The sequence below is a fragment of the Bdellovibrio sp. KM01 genome, from assembly GCF_013752535.1.
Classification (GTDB): Bacteria; Bdellovibrionota; Bdellovibrionia; order Bdellovibrionales; family Bdellovibrionaceae; genus Bdellovibrio.
Genome location: NZ_CP058348.1, coordinates 1,105,135 through 1,120,743, shown reverse-complemented (window position 1 = coordinate 1,120,743; position 15,609 = coordinate 1,105,135). Strand labels below are relative to the sequence as shown.

Sequence of the window (15,609 nt, the reverse complement as noted above, 5' to 3'; positions counted from 1 at the left end):
CTTTGCTTATGGCTTTACGCGTCTTACTTGCAGATGAGAGTTCCACAATCAAAAAGGTAATGCAACTGGCATTGTCCGACTTCGCGGTCGAAGTAAAAGCAGTCCCTGTGGGTCTTGACGTTTTACCTGTCACGAAAAGCTTTAAACCAGATATTATTTTTGCAGACGTACTTTTGACAAAAAGAAACGGCTACGAAGTCAGCCAGGAACTTAAAAACGATCCTGAAACAGCAAACATTCCTGTCGTATTGATGTGGAGTGGCTTCATGGAAATCGATGAAGGTAAAGTCTCTGAATCCAAAGCTGATGACCGCTTGGAAAAGCCATTCGATGCAGAGCACCTGCGCGGCTTGGTGAACAAACTCGTTAAAAAAACATCTGAAAATCCCGTTAGCCAATACCTGACATTCCCAGAAATGCCTGAATTTGAAGAAATGCCGGCAGAAAGCGGAATGCAGATGCCTGCCGAAAAATCTGAGTTAAGTTTAGATGCGATTCCAGAGATCAGCGAAGACGAAGCTTTGAGCTTGGATATCCCTGATGAAGAATTCGCTGCCGTACCTTTGACCACGCCTAAGAGCGAAGAAGAATTGGACGAGAACGGCTGGGCTCATCAGGATTTAACAAAATTTAAACTGAACATCCCTCAAGCCGAATCAGACGATTTTGCATCTAAATTTGTAATTCCTCAGGACGAGGATCTTTCAAACGCGCACATCGAAGTTTCTGGAAACTTTGAAGAGATCAGTTTTGATGAAAACGGTCCCGATTTGACGGGCAAACCGACAACTGTGGCAGCGAAGGCTCCCCCACAAGCTTTACCCGAGGATTCTTTCTTAGGAAAAGTCGAAAAATCTGTAAAAGATCAAATGATGGAGACCTTAAACAAAGGTCCTTCTGCCAATAAAGCGCAACCGGCTGCTGCAGGGGCAAAAACATCACCGACTAATGCTCAGGGTAAAACCCAATCCAAGGTGGACTTGTCCAGCGAAATGATGGAAAAGATTGTTCGTGAGGAAGCTCGCGAAGTGATTGAATCCGTTTGCTGGAAACTCCTTCCCGAGATCGCAGAACGTATCGTTCGCGAAGAGTTGAATAAGCTCATGCGCGAAACCGAGAAATCTATCTAGTACCTTCTTTCTGTTCACCTCACATCAAGGTACGCCTACATGTGAGGTTCTATGACATTGGTTGAATTAATCCGCGCCGCTATCAAAGAAGACATGCCCAATGGCGATGTCACAACAGAATCACTCGCACTCACTCCAAAAATAGGCCGAGCTCGTTTGAAAGCGAAAGAAGACCTGGTGCTTTCTGGCGCGGCTCCTTTCGAGCAAACGATGCAAACTCTTGAGCCTAACTGCCGCGTGAAATGGCATTTCGAAGAAGGCGATGAAATCCTAAACGGTCAAATCATCTGCACAATCGAAGGCGACCTCGTTCAAATCTTGAAAGCCGAGCGTGTGGCTTTGAATTTCTTGGGCCACTTGTCAGGTATCGCGACGGTCACTCGCCGCTTTGTAAAACAGGTTCAGCATACAAAAACTAAAATCCTGGACACTCGCAAAACCACTCCTGGTTACCGCGAGCTTGAGAAAAAAGCCGTGCTTCATGGTGGTGGCGTCAATCACCGCATGAACTTAAGCACCGCGATTCTTATCAAAGACAATCATATCTCTGTTATGGGTGGAATCACGGCTGCCGTGAACCGCACACGTGAGCACAGCAATCTGCCGATGGAAGTGGAAACTCGCACATTGGCAGAAGTGAAAGAAGCCGTGGGTTTGAATGTGAAGCACTTGCTTTTGGACAACATGGATAACGACATGCTGAAGCAAGCTTTGGCATTGGTTCCAGAGGGCGTTTACACGGAAGCCAGCGGCAACATGAATTTGGCGCGCGTTCGTTCCGTAGCAGAGCTCGGCGTAAGCTTTATCTCTGTCGGCGCATTGACACATTCAGCTCCCGTGGCTGACGTTTCATTGATCTTTGCCTGGGAGGAATAATGACAAACGAAAATCCCATGAGTGAAATTCGCATCGGTGATGTGACCGCCAAGTGGGCTCGCAACAACCACCTGCATGTTGAATACAAACATCAGCAAGAAAGCACGAACCTGACTGCCAAAGAATTGGCATTCGAAGAAGACTTATTGGAACAACAGCTTTGTCTGTTCGTGACGGATCACCAGACAGCGGGCCGCGGTCGTGGTAAAAACACGTGGACTGATTCCACCGAGGGCTCTTCCCTTTTAAGTTCTTGGTCTTACCTTTTGCCGATGATGCCGCAACCGACAGCTTCCTGCTTGGTCGGCTTAGCCGTGTATCGTGCCTGCTCCGCAACTTGGCCGTTTTTAAAATGGAATCTAAAAGCACCGAATGACATTTACATCGGTGACAAAAAAGTGGCGGGCATTCTTTTAGAAAATGTCGCACAAGCTGATGAAGTTCGCTTCATCATCGGTTTGGGTGTCAATATCACGTCATCTCCCAAGTCTGTCGAAACTTCGACAAGCATTTTGGAATCTTTGCCCGAAGGTGCACCTTTGCTGGGTGAAGACTACACAGCGTTCTTAGATCGCTTGATGTTTGAATTAACAGATGCAGCTTCACACTGTGACCAACCTTTAAGCCCTACGGAGCAGTTGTCTTTGTTAACCGCTTTGAACCTGCATCCTTTGCTAAAGGAAAAGTACACAGCGATGGAAGCCGATGGCAGCCTTTACCAAGGCAAGAAAAAGATCAGCTGGGCTGATCTTTAGAAAATCGAGAATCGAAAATGGAGGTTGTCTAAATTATGGCTACTACGTTTACTCCGTTTCCTGATTTGGGGAATGCTGTGCCGGAGTTTAAGCTTCCGGCTGTTGATGGCAAAACTTATTCATTGAAAGATTTTTCCAATGGCAAACCATTGGTAGTGATGTTTATTTGTGCTCACTGCCCGTATGTTCAAGCTGTTGAAGAACGCCTAATTGCGCTTGGGACTGATCTTAAAAAAGACGGCGTGAATGTCGTAGGAATTTGCTCGAATGATCCTAAAGATCACCCTGAAGATTCTTTCGATGCGTTGGCAAAACGCTGGAAAGAGAAGAACTACTCGTTCACATATCTGGTAGATGAATCACAGGACGTGGCGAAGGCTTTCGGCGCCGTTTGTACGCCTGATTTCTTTGTCTATGACGGTGGCCTGAAACTTGCGTACCGCGGTCGCCTGGATAATTCTTGGAAGGATGCCAGCAAAGTCACTCAGCGCGAGTTGTATGATGCTGTCCAAACACTGTTAAAAAATCAAAAAGTTACTGAAGAACAAACAGCCTCTATGGGCTGCTCTATTAAATGGAAGTAAAGCAATGAGATATATTTTAGTTTTCGTCGTGGTGACGGTTATTTCTTTCGGTGTTTATCTAGCGACTTATTTGGGCGCATTCAAAGGCGTGCAAATTTCCGAAGTACAACAAGGCCCGTTTAAAACGATTTACATTGAACACGTAGGCCCTTACCACAAAGTGAACAAGGTTATCGAACGCGTTGAAAAATTCATGAAGGAAAAGGGCGTAACTTGCCAACGCACTTTTGGTGAATACCTTGATGATCCTCGCCAAGTTGAAGAAGCCCGTCTGCGTTCTAAAGTAGGTTGCATTATCGAAGCGATGCCCGCAGGAGCGCCAGAAGAAATGAAAGAGGGCGAGATCCCGGCTCATGCCTATGTACAAGCGGTCTTTACTGGCTCACCAGGTATCGGACCTTTGAAAGTATATCCGCGTGTTGAAGCTTATCTTTTAGATAAGAAACTGGAACAAACAGGCGCTGCGGTGGAAATTTACGAGATCCACTCGATCTCAGAAAAAGCCGCCATGACGACGACATACTTGTTCCCAGTAAAAGCCAAATAACGAAAAAGCCGCTTCAAAAGAGCGGCTTTTTTCTATTTTACCCCGAACACCACGCCTTCTAAGATATCCACCGACGATTTCAGCTTGGTGGACTGCGAGGAGAGTTCCTCGGCCGAAGCAGCTGTTTCTTCAGAGACTGCGGCGTTTTGTTGAGTGGTTTGATCCAATTGATTCATCGCCTGCCCAATTTGGGTAATGCCTCGACTTTGCTCTTCACTTGATTCAGAGATATTTCCATTCAGCTCTGCCATGCGATTGACAGCCTCTAAAATTTCCTCAAACACAGCGCCACCTTTTTGGGCTTGGGCTTCACCGGTTTCAATGCGTGCCGCACTTTCATTGATCAAAGCAGCGATACCTTTAGCCGCTTCGCCACTGCGCTGAGCAAGGCCGCGAACAGCATCAGCCACCACGGCAAAGCCTTTCCCCTGCTCACCCGCGCGCGCGGCCTCTACCGCCGCATTCAAAGCCAAGAGATTTGTTTGAAAAGCGATGTCATCAATCACTGCGGTGATCTCGACAACTTTTTTAGAGTCTGCCGAAATCTGGGTCATAGAATGAACGAGTTCTTGAATCTGCTTGCCCCCAAGGCTTGCCACCTTCGTTGCCGACAATGCCAACGCCGCAGCTTCTTTCGCACTTTCAGAGTTATGTTTTACCATCGAAGACATCTCTTCCATAGTCGCCACTGTTTCCTCTAATGAGGAAGCTTGCACCGTGGAGGCCTTGGAAAGGGAGCTCGAAGATTCAGCTATCTGTTGCGCAGCTTTCTCTACATGTTCACCTGATTCTTTTAAAACTTTTGAAACATCCTGCAACTGCCCCAGCGCTCCCTTTACAAAGAACGCCGCGATCACCAAAGACACCAAACTTCCCAAGAACACGAATATCGCCATAAATGTCGTTGGGGAACTATCACCTTTACTGATTTCCGCCGCTTTGGCTTCTTTCACGTTACTATGAACTGCAAACACGCCATGAAGCTTGCCGTCCTTCCAGTCTTCCATCGGATAGCCCAAAATATCTTTGCCATTTTTCCAGGGACTGGTGGAGGGGTGACCGTGACAAGTCAGACAGCCAAAAGACTCTTTTAATCGTACAGGACGATACACGCTGACTTCATTTTCGGTGTTGATAATAAATTCTTGGAGGTTTTTATCCTGCTCGAATTTTTTAAAGATTTCCATCTCCACCGGGGTTGCAGTATTTTTCTTATCGCGCGGCTCATCAGAGAACACGCGGAAGCGATAGTGTTCTTTTTCTGATTCGGAAGCACCTATGGCCATTCCCGCGTATATCGGAACTTGCTGCAAAATGATCTTACGATCCTCCTCAGTCAGTTGCGAAGAATCTGTATAGAGTTTGGTATAGCGCTCAATCATCGGCTGTAAGCCGCCCTGGTTGGCAACGTACCTGGAAGCCGCATTCAACCGGGAGTGGATAGTTCGCGCTTTATCCACGAGACTGGAACGAAACTGAACACCATTGAAATACAATCCTGTAGCCAGAGCGCACATCGCGCAAATCATACAAGACACAATCACCGAGCAAATGAATTTGAATTTCAATCCGCGCCCACTAAACCACTTCACTCTCTTACCTCCACCGAACCAAACAAAAGCTGCTTCATTGAAATAATTATGATGGGAAGCACCGGGGGCCAAAGAATGATTTGTATCTTTGACGGATATGATGCAAATCATACGGCGTGAAAATTCCTTATGATAGGGGCTCGTGTTTATGAAGCACTCTTCGAAGCAATGCCAAAACTGTTTTCTTTTAAATCGTAAGCTAAAGCTTAAAGACACAACTGCAACTGCCCTGCTTAGAGCCAAATCCATTCATCAGGTTAATTCTGCAAGCTGCGTGATCAGTCAAGGCTGTTTGCCGATGAGTATGTTTTGCGTCGCCGAAGGGAAAATTAACACGATCGAAAGAGATCTCGAAGGCCGGGAACATTTAGTTTCCAGCTTCACCGCCAACCACCTGTTTCCACTGACCAGCACCGTCTCAGATGAGCCGACGAGGCTTGAATACGTAGCCGAGGGAAAATCTCGCCTGTGCAGCTTCCCGCTTAAAACTGTGCGGGAACTTGTTTCGACAGATTCAAACCTTGCTTTGCTGCTTTTACAAAGTGCCTGCCAGCGTGGCCTCGATACCTATGAGCGTGTCGTGATCTTGCAATCGAAAAGTGCTGTAGAAAAGGTTTTAAGAACCTTGGAACATTTTAAGGACGAGGACGGCTTCTGCCGCCTGACTCGCAAAGAAATTTCCTTGTGGACGAATTTGACTGTGGAAACGGTGATCCGCACGCTGACTTCTTTAGAAAAAAAGAATCGCGTGCGTAAATGCTCCCAAGGTGTTCAGATAACGCCGACTTAAAATCGAGCTCTTAGATTATAACGGCGTTCTTTTACTTTTAAATATTCGGGCTTTTTAAAAGCACCGTCGACCTTCATAGTTAAAGATATATTCATTAACGGATCTTGGACTTTAAATATGCCATCCTGATACAGCATATAGATACCCTGCTCATTAAAGCGCCAGCCATTTTGCAACGGGAATTGTTCTTCGGGAATTCTTACTTGAATATCGACATCGCCGCCGCCGATCGAATGAACATCTAATCGGCGATAGTTTTTATCATTATAAGTAAATGGCTCGGTAATGAAGACACCCATCTCCTGAACCTGACGAGCACCTTCGGCATTGATGATATCTCGGGTACGACTGCCTTCAATTTCAGTTCGGGTTCCGCGCAGTCCTTCAAATTTTTTTACCAGCTCAGACATCCATTCCACGTCTTCAGGACTCCATTGAGCTTTATTTTGTGCCAATCGCTGTGGCAAGGTTGCCAGATTTTCAGCGGAGCTACCAATCATCCACCAGTCTTTGTCGCCTTCTTTAATAGGGGCTTCAAACCCAGGGACTGCGGTGAATCCCAGCTTCCCATACATTTTTACGCCCAGGCGATCCCCGGGAGTGTAATACATCATTTTACCCGGCTCATGACCTGGGTCCTTAACCTGTTCCCGGGCATGCAAAATCAACTGCGCAAAAATCTCAGAGGTTCCAAGTTTGTTCTGATCTTTATCCACCACGAAATTTGCGGGTTCAAATTTTTTGCCGTTATTGCTGGGCATAGTAACTGAAAAGTCTACTTCCAACGGCAATTTTTTAAGTGGCGTCTCTATCCCGACTTTGACGATCTTCATAGTGCCAATCAATCCTTCAGGAAGATAGGTATCTTGATTTAGTTTTCTAACTTCGATGTAGGTACTTTGTTCAGCGTAGTGCTCAGCCTCTTTTTTCAAATGCACACGCAAATCCGGAGACCAGTCACGGCGTTCAGAATAAGTTTGCAAAACAAATTCAATATTCTCAGTCACTTGATCGCGAAATTGACCGTCTTGACTCGCCAGGTTCCCCCGGGGTCTGAATTTCGTGATAATCGTGCCGTATTCCGACGAAGCAGAATTAAGAATATCTTGAGTGATAATACCTGAACGAGTATTCAGACCACGGACCAATTGGGTCGTGCGAAACATGGCGATATAGTACGGGGCCATCGACTCTGCATTAACGCCATAGTCACCTAGCGTTTCCGCAGTGACAAAAATGGATTCACATCTGACTTGGGCAAAGGCAGATGGGGGCGTCCAAAGCGCTATAATCGTTGCTAAGATAAGGGCCAACTTCATATTGAACTAGAAAGCAAAACGCGATCCACTCCCGCAAGGGAAATCTCATTTTGAGACACCAATTGAAAGACAGGTTTTCAAGCAATCTTTTCGAAGCTGCAGCGACTCTTTGGCATTGTGATTCTCTGAAAGCAGAACCAGATAACATCCCGTCAGCAGCACCTGGATAACTTGTGCATTTGAATCCAGGCTTGGTCCCGCCATCCCCGCTTGAGTCAGCAAAAGCTTGATTCGTTGCCGCCCGAGCGCGCTCAGTTCGTCATTTCTTTGGCGCATCTCTATGTTATGGGAAGACAAATTAATAAAGAGCAAAAGCCCCGTCGCCTCCAAAGAATGCTCCGCTGCCCAATCCAAAGTAGCCTTACAGTAGACTTCGAAATGTCTTTCGGTCTTTTTCTCTCGAGAAAGTGCACTTTGCACTTCATGCTGCAAATGCAGAGTACTTAAATCCAAAAGTCTGTTTGCCAACTCCATCTTGTCTTTGAAATAGTGATGAACAAGACTGCGGGAAACCTTGCACTTCTTAGCGAGATCTCCGAACTGCAACTGCTCAAAGCCCTCTTTCTGAATAAGCTCAAGCGCCGTTTCCAAAATTTGAAACTGCCGGTGCTCAGAAACACCCAGGCGCTTATTGAATAATGCTTTCTTAAGGTCAAACTGCAAACTCTTCATGATTCTTAATATATCGGAATAATTAGATAAAATCTAAAGTATTGACACTTTGGCAATGCCTATGGCGGGTCTGATCAGACATCTGTATTCTCCCCTCACACACTGAGTACGAAATCACTGCTCACAGCTGAAAAGAAAGACCGCCAATTGCTGGCGGTGAAATCTGTCCAGACAGTAAAGATCAAACCTACTGATTATGAGATGGGATCAGCTTTTGAAATAGGAAAATGCCATGAAGACACCTGATATTTTTGAATTTCTAAATGTGCACCACTTTCTGGAGCAGATTTACGTTTACCGTAAGTCCATCGAAAGTGGTTTTTCGTATCAGCGTTGGGCTGACGAGATGGGCATTAAAGATCGTTCTTATCTTCGTCAAATCGTAACTGGCACACGAAGTGTTAACTCTGAGATGAGCGAGAAACTCGAGTCCAACATCAGGTTCACGGATTTAGAGCTCCAATACTTCAGGGCATTGATTGAATACTCAACCGCTGATAGTAAGAGTCAACGGGATGAGTTAGGAAAAAAATTGGTAAGTTTAATTAAACAAAAAGAGTCCGTTTAACTATCTATAACAATCCTTAGGAGGATTTATGAAAGCAACCGTAGCAGTAATTTTGACAGTAATTGGTCTTCAAGCACATGCCCAAGGCCAAGCAGCTTACGTAGGCAATGATTCCAAAGGCAACGAATGCTCTGTAACTCTTGATACAAACAATAACATTGTTTCATACCGTTATGTGACTAACGACGGTCATGGTGGATATGGCTTCCGTCTGACTGAAGATTTCAAAAATGCCGTGAAACAAGGACAAAGCCCAATCACTTTGAATGAAGGTGGACTTGGTGGTGCCAATCTAAAAATCTGGATTAACAGTGATGGTTCAATGGATGCAAAGTTCAGCAACTTGGTTATTCAAAGATCAAGCTGTGAAGAAATGCACCGCCAATAGTCTTCTTCGCCATTTGAGATAAAAAAAGCGTGGTTTAAGGCCACGCTTTTTTTTACCTATTTAGGCTCTTCGGCGATACGCTCGCGGAGTTTGACCGGTTCGGTTTTCTTGGATTTACGCATACGAATATTCAGCATCTCGACGCCGACAGAGAACGCCATCGCAAAGTAAACATAACCTTTCGGGATGTGCACTTCCAAAGATTCCACGATCAAAGTGAAACCGATCATCAACAAGAAACTCAAAGCCAAAATCTTAAGTGACGGATGAGAATCCACGAAATCACTGATGGTTTTCGCCGATACGATCATCACACCTGCAGAAATAACCACCGCTGCGATCATCACCGCGATTTCATTGACCATCCCAACGGCAGTGATTACCGAATCCAAAGAAAACACCACGTCCAAAAGCAAGATTTGGAAAATCACGGCGTTAAAAGAATGGGCCACGTGATTGGATTGACTGCCTTCCACACCTTCAAGCTTATGATGGATCTCCATCGTACTTTTCACGATCAAGAACAGACCACCTAGTAACAAGATCAAGTCGCGACCGGATATCTCTTGTCCCAAGACCGTGAACAACGGAGCCGTCAGACCAATGATCCAACTTAAAGAGAAAAGTAAAATCACGCGAGTGATGACCGCAAGGCTTAAACCCATCATCCGGGCTTTGTCTTGCTGCTCTTTGGGAAGCTTGCCAGCCAGGATAGAAATGAAAATAACGTTGTCGATACCAAGAACCAGCTCCAGGGCAAACAATGTGAAAAACGCGATCCAGATTTGCGGATTCGAAAGCATTTCGATCATGTGAAAAGCACTCCTTTAGTCGTGTATTTTCAACTTAAAGGAGCCCATATCCTTTGGCCACAGAAATTCCATCACTCAATGCTTCATTTCTATTCAAAAATGTTAAGACTTCTCCTATTAAATTGCTCCCCATCGTCTTTCTTCCATCCGATAATCTAATAATGAAGTACTTACCGCTGTTGTGCCTGCCTTTTCTATTTCCAAGTATCTCCCTTGCCGAGTCGACTACTTGCTCTGACGCCAAAGAGCTCTATGAAGGGATCAAAGATTCCTACGACAAGACAATCGTAACTAGAACTGTGCAGATGCTAAAGACATCTATAAAAGCTTGCGGCCAAACCACACAGCAACTCTTGGGAGTCGACGACAAGTTTCTGGATAGCATGGCCAAGGAATCGCGTAAGCGCGAATTCCTACGCGTCAAAGATGACCTAGACAATGCGGCGAAGTACGGAAACACAAAACAATTCGAAAAAGAATTTGCAGACTATTCTAAGGAATTTGGTTTTGATGATTACAAGAATTATCTGGCCGATAAAAAGCAACAAGGGTTAGACGCCGAAGCCAAAGTGCGCAATTCTTGTACTGCAGTTGACATGAGTAAAGAAATGCCAGCGACAAGAAATCAAGACTCTGTCGGCTGGTGCTATGCCTTTACAGCAGCGGATCTTATGTCTTATAAATTAAAAAAGAATATTTCTGCGGCTGACATCGCATTATCCTATCAAGATGACTGGCTTTCCGGAATGGATCGCGGAATCTTAGGAACTGCGGCTTCCGATATCGGTGGTGGCTTCATCGACAACGCTATCAGTAAGTCTGCCAAGGAAGGCTTCTGCCTGGAAAGCGACGTGCCCAGCGAGGACAACCAAGGCGGAAACTTTGCCGAAAATATGCGACAACTGGATTTCCAGGGACGAAATCAAATCCTTGCCCAAAACCTCGCTTGCAATGATCTCTACTCAGAAGCGAAAAAAATGTTTCCGAAGATAAGTCTCGCGGACGTACAAGATGTGGTAAATAAAACTGTCGAAGAAGACTTTATCCTGGGACTGCGTAAGAAAAGCTGTAAAAACCGTATCCAAGCAAAGCCAGAGGTGGTTTCAGTTCAACGAAAAGGTTTTTATAATGGTTATAACGACCTCATCAGCCGCGCGGTCAGTGATGAAAAATATGCCGACATCATCGATGAACAGCTCAGCAACAAAAATCCTGTTGGAGTTGGTATTGACGCCTATGGATTTTATGATCGTCGCGCACCCGCTTCGACTCCCAAGTCCGTGGGAGCTCATGCCGTTACGATTACAGCTCGTCGTTTCAACGAAAAAACTGGCCAGTGCGAATACAAAATCAGAAACTCCTGGGGCAAGGGCTGCTCTCAATATGACAAAGGTTACGAGTGCAAAGAAGGTCAGTTTTGGATGCCTAAGGGCGATGTTCTTCGCCGAACATGGGATGTGACTTATGTTAAATAGTCTTCTGGCTCTGGCGCTCACACTGTCTTTTGCGCAAAATCCCCTGACTTGCGAAAAGGGTTTGCTGCGCGAAGCAACTGATGGAAAAACCACCGAAATCAAAGCGACGTATTGTTTTAATGAAGATAAAACGATCTTAACTTCTAAAGGCTGCCAAAAGCTTGATTGCAAGACCGCGTTTAAGGCTAAGTTCATCGACAAAACCAAGGCAACGAATACCACCAGCAACCCTGGATTTAATATTTGTCGTGAATTAAAAGGCACACCACAGATTGTGGAGTTTAAGGTGGGACAAGACTGGCACCGACTGGATCGTTGCACCTTTAAGGACGGCAACTTCGTCAGTACCAGTGAACTTGTGGGCTTCTATCTGAATCCCCAACGAGACTAATTAATTTCGTACTCTGCAGTCACTTCAACGCGAACTTTGATTTGCCCTGCACTCAACTCGGTTGGAGCAGAATCTGCCATCGCTTTCATCGCAAAGTTACGCATCAAGGGAACCGGTGGCTGAGTCGTTTGCGCTCCATGGCTGATTCTTGTAACACCTTTGATTTTTACACCAGCAGCTTTGGCGATTTCTTCGGCCTTCACTTTTGTTGCACGAACTGCGTCACCCAAAGCTGATGTTTCAGCAGACGAACGTTTATCTGAATCCCAATTGATAGAGTTTACGTTCACACCAGAATCTTTTGTTTGCTTATCTGTGACCAAAGCATCCAAGAACGGTCCCGCTTCATCCACTTTGCGCAAAGTGACAACCAAAGATTGCACCACGCGGAAGCCCACCATTTTATTGGTTTGCGTCTTCTGATCGTAAACGTATTCAGGATTTAGGCTGTAGTTATCTGTTTGAATGTCTTCTTTTTTGATTTTAAAATCGTCAAAGACTTTTTTAACTTGCTTGAATTGGTTGGCTGCAGTTTGTTGCGCCACTTTCGCCGTTTGAGCTTTGCTCCAAACTTCCACAGTCATGCTGACCAAGTTTGGATCCAAGCCTTTTTCAGATGTACCACTCACAATAATCATACGGTCCGCCGCCTGTGCCATCCCAGCCCAAAGTGTGACAACCATTATCAAAGCTTTAATCGCTGTTCTCATAAAAACGCTCCTTCGTTCAGTTCAAGTAACGACGCTTCTCAGAATAAAACAAAACAGATATGAGCTCCAGGGGGATTGACGAATTTCGCGCAGCTTGGCAAACTTTGTCTATTCACAAAAGAATAAATGAAGGAGTTCTATTTATGAAAAAACTGGTTCTTATCGGAACAGCGGTAGCAATGATCGCTACTGGATGCGCAACTGCGAACGAAAATCCAAATGCAGCTAAAGGAGCTGGTATTGGTGCCGCTATTGGTGCGGTTGCCGGTGCTGTTATTGGTCACCAAACTGGTAAACGTAACGAAGGCGCTTTGATCGGTGCTGCGTTGGGTGCTGGTATCGGTGGTGGCGTAGGTCACCGCATGGATAAACAAGCTAAAGAGCTTGCAAAAATCGCTGAAACAAAAAGAACTGAGCAAGGTTTGATCACGAAACTTAAATCAGACATTTTGTTCGACTCTGGTAAATCTAACCTGAAACCAACTGCTCAATCCAGCATCGCTGAACTTGCGCAAATTATGAAAAAGTACCCTGAGAACGTTTTGACGATCCGTGGTTACACAGACGATACAGGTACAGCAATGAAGAACAATCCACTTTCCAAAGATCGCGCAGAATCAGTTCGTGCTCAATTGATCCTGGGTGGCGTACCTGCTGACACCATCACATCTGTAGGTATGGGCGCTACGAATCCAGTAGACCCAGCTAAGACGGCTGAAGCTCGTGCGAAAAATCGCCGTGTAGAAATCGAAATCACTGTCGATGAATCTAAAGTACCTAAACAAGCGTCTAATCACTAGTGAGCTAAATTCTAAAAGATCACTCGGAAACCACCAGACTAACTCCTGGTGGTTTTTTTATTCCCATGATCCAAATCATAAACAAGACTGGTGTGACGTCGCCCGACGCGATGAGAATCATCTCATATTTCAAACTTCCTTGGTACGATATCCCTGTAGCAAACTTCAGGAACGTTTTTTCCTGCACGTATTTGAAAGCACGTTTCGCAAGAGAAGCGGCTGGAGAACATGGATGTTCCTCTCTCTCTCCATCTCGGCAGTGTCTCTGGCCCTCTATAGAATCTCCACTGTGGAGGGCCTTTTTTCAGAAATGATGGGTGGATTCTATTCATAACAAAGTTATCACGTACATCTGCAAATGAATGTGTAACCCGAATAAATTCTCCCGCTCCCACCGCATCAACGGTGGGAGATTTTTGTTTAAAGTTGCCATTATATTTAGCGTCCAGATATAGTTTTTCTATCGACGAAGGAGCCCGCGGATGATTCGCAACGCAGTTTTATTTTCTCTGACTCTGTCTTCAACTTTTTCTTCCGTGGCTGTGAGTGCACCGAAAGAAGAACTTAAAATCGCGGTGAATGCAGAATTCGACACCATCCACCCGATCGTAAATACGATGGCTGCCGGTGGATTGATTCAAGATGCGATCATGCGTCCTTTGGTTATGATCATGCCCGACGGAAAACCGAAAGCGGTCTTGATCAAAGAGATCCCGACTATTGAAAACAAAAAGGCACAGTTATTCACGGATAAAACCGGGACTCACCTGAAAGCCGATTTGGAATTTATCGATGCTCAATGGGGCGACGGCAAACCCGTCACATGCAAAGACTTGGAAGCCGGTTGGAAAATTGGTAGCAACGAATTGGTTGCAACACCAAACCGCGACGACTACGCAAACGTCAAAGACCTGGTTATTGATAAGGCTAATCCTAAAAAGTGTACGATCATTTTTGATAAACCGGCTTATAATTTTTATGTTTCCTTTCCTCGCCTGATGCCAGCGCATCTGGAAATGCCCGTCTTTGAAAAATACAAAGGCAAAGTTCTAACTTACGAACGAAACTCTCTGTACTCCACGAAAATCACCGAACCCGGCCTTTACAATGGGCCTTATCGCGTAAGCGAACTAAAACAAGGCAGCCACGTGGTTTTAGTTCCCAACGAAAAGTTTTATGGAAAAAAACCGTACTTTAAAAAGGTAATCTTTAAATTTATTTTGAACTCCACATCGATGGAAGCAAATCTGATGAGTGGAAACGTCGATATGACGTCTTCTTCAGGAATGAGCTTCGACCAGACTTTGGCGTTTGAAAAGAAAGTAAAGTCGCAGAATCTTCCCTATGAAGTGAGGTATGTCGCGGGCTCGATGTACGCGCACATTGAACTGAATCTCGATAATCCGATCCTTAAGGATCTTAAAGTTCGCCAGGCTCTGAACTATGCCTTTAACCGGGCTGAAATGGCGAAATCTTTTTTTGATGGCAAGCAACCTCCGGCGATTCACTTCGCTACTCCCTTTGATGAGTGGTATACAGCCGATCCAAAACTCGTGACATTGTATCCCTATAGCCGCATCAAAGCTCAACGCTTGCTTGATGAGGCCGGTTGGAAAATGGGAGCTGATGGCTACCGTTATAAAGACGGCGGAAAAATGACGCTGACAATGACCAATGTTGCCGACAATAAAATGAACGAGATGATTGCGGTCTATCTGCAAAACCAATGGAAACAACTGGGGCTGGAAGTAACACTAAAAAGCTTCCCTGGCCGCGTGTTCTTTGGAGAAATCCTGCGCCAAAGAAAATTCGAGATGGCGGCTTTAACGTGGGTTGAATCCCCGAACATGGTTCCATTGGGCACCATGAGTTCAACGATGGTTCCTTCCCAAGAAAATGGCTGGTCAGGACACAACCGTTCCGGCTGGAGAAATAAAGAAGTCGATAAACTTTTAGAACAAGCGACTCAAGAATTTGATTCCAAGAAACGCACCGATATTATGCGCAAGATCTTGAAAGCTTACACAGACGAGCTGCCACAGCTTCCAAGCTACTATCGTTCAAACACTTCGATCATTCCCAAAGGCCTGAAAGGCTACGAAATGACCGGACACAATAACAGCGAATACCTACAAATCGAAAACTGGCACTTCTAAAATAAAAAAAGCCCGCTTCATCAGCGGGCTTTTTGCATATTCAG

At 45.3% G+C, this 15,609-nt stretch carries 17 protein-coding genes; 12 read left to right on the top strand and 5 right to left on the bottom strand.

Annotated elements, in window-relative coordinates:
- The first annotated feature begins 8 nt into the window (after nucleotides 1-8).
- From HW988_RS05535 to HW988_RS05515, 5 genes are read left to right on the top strand one after another with little or no spacing between them, the layout of a single operon-like run.
- The gene (locus HW988_RS05535; RefSeq protein ID WP_255490218.1) at nucleotides 9-1,130 is read left to right on the top strand and encodes a PleD family two-component system response regulator; all 1,122 of its coding nucleotides are present in this window, start codon (nucleotides 9-11) and stop codon (nucleotides 1,128-1,130) included.
- Between the two features lie 51 nt (nucleotides 1,131-1,181).
- Nucleotides 1,182-2,006: a carboxylating nicotinate-nucleotide diphosphorylase gene (nadC, locus tag HW988_RS05530; RefSeq protein WP_181606569.1), complete on the top strand. Its 825-nt coding sequence runs from the start codon at nucleotides 1,182-1,184 to the stop codon at nucleotides 2,004-2,006.
- Nucleotides 2,006-2,761, top strand: coding sequence for a biotin synthetase (locus HW988_RS05525; protein ID WP_181606568.1), 756 nt, complete (start codon nucleotides 2,006-2,008; stop codon nucleotides 2,759-2,761). The genes nadC and HW988_RS05525 overlap by 1 nt, the downstream gene beginning before the upstream one ends.
- 35 nt (nucleotides 2,762-2,796) lie before the next feature.
- A complete protein-coding gene (locus tag HW988_RS05520; protein ID WP_181606567.1) occupies nucleotides 2,797-3,345 on the top strand; it encodes a thioredoxin family protein in 549 nt (182 codons plus the stop codon).
- A 4-nt stretch (nucleotides 3,346-3,349) separates the two neighbouring features.
- A complete protein-coding gene (locus tag HW988_RS05515; protein WP_142699482.1) occupies nucleotides 3,350-3,892 on the top strand; it encodes a GyrI-like domain-containing protein in 543 nt (180 codons plus the stop codon).
- Between the two features lie 32 nt (nucleotides 3,893-3,924).
- Here HW988_RS05515 and HW988_RS05510 read toward each other — a convergent pair whose 3' ends face one another.
- A complete protein-coding gene (locus HW988_RS05510; RefSeq protein WP_181606566.1) occupies nucleotides 3,925-5,484 on the bottom strand; it encodes a methyl-accepting chemotaxis protein in 1,560 nt (519 codons plus the stop codon).
- Between the two features lie 148 nt (nucleotides 5,485-5,632).
- On the opposite strand from HW988_RS05510, the gene HW988_RS05505 reads away from it, so the two are divergent.
- The gene (locus HW988_RS05505; protein WP_181606565.1) at nucleotides 5,633-6,274 is read left to right on the top strand and encodes a Crp/Fnr family transcriptional regulator; all 642 of its coding nucleotides are present in this window, start codon (nucleotides 5,633-5,635) and stop codon (nucleotides 6,272-6,274) included.
- On the opposite strand, the gene HW988_RS05500 is transcribed toward HW988_RS05505, so the two are convergent.
- Nucleotides 6,271-7,593: a hypothetical protein gene (locus HW988_RS05500; RefSeq protein WP_181606564.1), complete on the bottom strand. Its 1,323-nt coding sequence runs from the start codon at nucleotides 7,591-7,593 to the stop codon at nucleotides 6,271-6,273. The genes HW988_RS05505 and HW988_RS05500 overlap by 4 nt on opposite strands.
- A gap of 45 nt (nucleotides 7,594-7,638) precedes the next feature.
- Nucleotides 7,639-8,265: a TetR/AcrR family transcriptional regulator gene (locus tag HW988_RS05495; RefSeq protein WP_181606563.1), complete on the bottom strand. Its 627-nt coding sequence runs from the start codon at nucleotides 8,263-8,265 to the stop codon at nucleotides 7,639-7,641.
- 232 nt (nucleotides 8,266-8,497) lie between these two features.
- Here HW988_RS05495 and HW988_RS05490 point away from each other — a divergent pair, with 232 nt between their 5' ends.
- Together HW988_RS05490 and HW988_RS05485 are read left to right on the top strand one after the other, a co-directional pair.
- The gene (locus HW988_RS05490) at nucleotides 8,498-8,833 is read left to right on the top strand and encodes a TIGR02147 family protein (protein ID WP_181606562.1); all 336 of its coding nucleotides are present in this window, start codon (nucleotides 8,498-8,500) and stop codon (nucleotides 8,831-8,833) included.
- A 28-nt stretch (nucleotides 8,834-8,861) separates the two neighbouring features.
- Nucleotides 8,862-9,221, top strand: a complete 360-nt coding sequence (locus HW988_RS05485) for a hypothetical protein (protein WP_181606561.1) — start codon at nucleotides 8,862-8,864, stop codon at nucleotides 9,219-9,221.
- 56 nt (nucleotides 9,222-9,277) lie between these two features.
- On the opposite strand, the gene HW988_RS05480 is transcribed toward HW988_RS05485, so the two are convergent.
- A complete protein-coding gene (locus HW988_RS05480) occupies nucleotides 9,278-10,033 on the bottom strand; it encodes a TerC family protein (RefSeq protein WP_181606560.1) in 756 nt (251 codons plus the stop codon).
- 161 nt (nucleotides 10,034-10,194) lie between these two features.
- Here HW988_RS05480 and HW988_RS05475 point away from each other — a divergent pair, with 161 nt between their 5' ends.
- A complete protein-coding gene (locus tag HW988_RS05475) occupies nucleotides 10,195-11,508 on the top strand; it encodes a C1 family peptidase (RefSeq protein WP_181606559.1) in 1,314 nt (437 codons plus the stop codon).
- Entirely contained in the window at nucleotides 11,498-11,899 is a 402-nt protein-coding gene (locus HW988_RS05470) for a hypothetical protein (protein ID WP_181606558.1), read from the top strand. The genes HW988_RS05475 and HW988_RS05470 overlap by 11 nt, the downstream gene beginning before the upstream one ends.
- On the opposite strand, the gene HW988_RS05465 is transcribed toward HW988_RS05470, so the two are convergent.
- A complete protein-coding gene (locus tag HW988_RS05465; protein WP_181606557.1) occupies nucleotides 11,896-12,609 on the bottom strand; it encodes an SIMPL domain-containing protein in 714 nt (237 codons plus the stop codon). The genes HW988_RS05470 and HW988_RS05465 overlap by 4 nt on opposite strands.
- Before the next feature lie 143 nt (nucleotides 12,610-12,752).
- On the opposite strand from HW988_RS05465, the gene HW988_RS05460 reads away from it, so the two are divergent.
- Together HW988_RS05460 and HW988_RS05455 are read left to right on the top strand one after the other, a co-directional pair.
- A complete protein-coding gene (locus HW988_RS05460) occupies nucleotides 12,753-13,409 on the top strand; it encodes an OmpA family protein (RefSeq protein ID WP_181606556.1) in 657 nt (218 codons plus the stop codon).
- Nucleotides 13,410-13,891: 482 nt separating this feature from the next.
- On the top strand, nucleotides 13,892-15,565 hold the full coding sequence (locus tag HW988_RS05455; RefSeq protein WP_181606555.1) for a peptide ABC transporter substrate-binding protein: 1,674 nt from the start codon (nucleotides 13,892-13,894) through the stop codon (nucleotides 15,563-15,565).
- Nucleotides 15,566-15,609 lie beyond the last annotated feature (44 nt).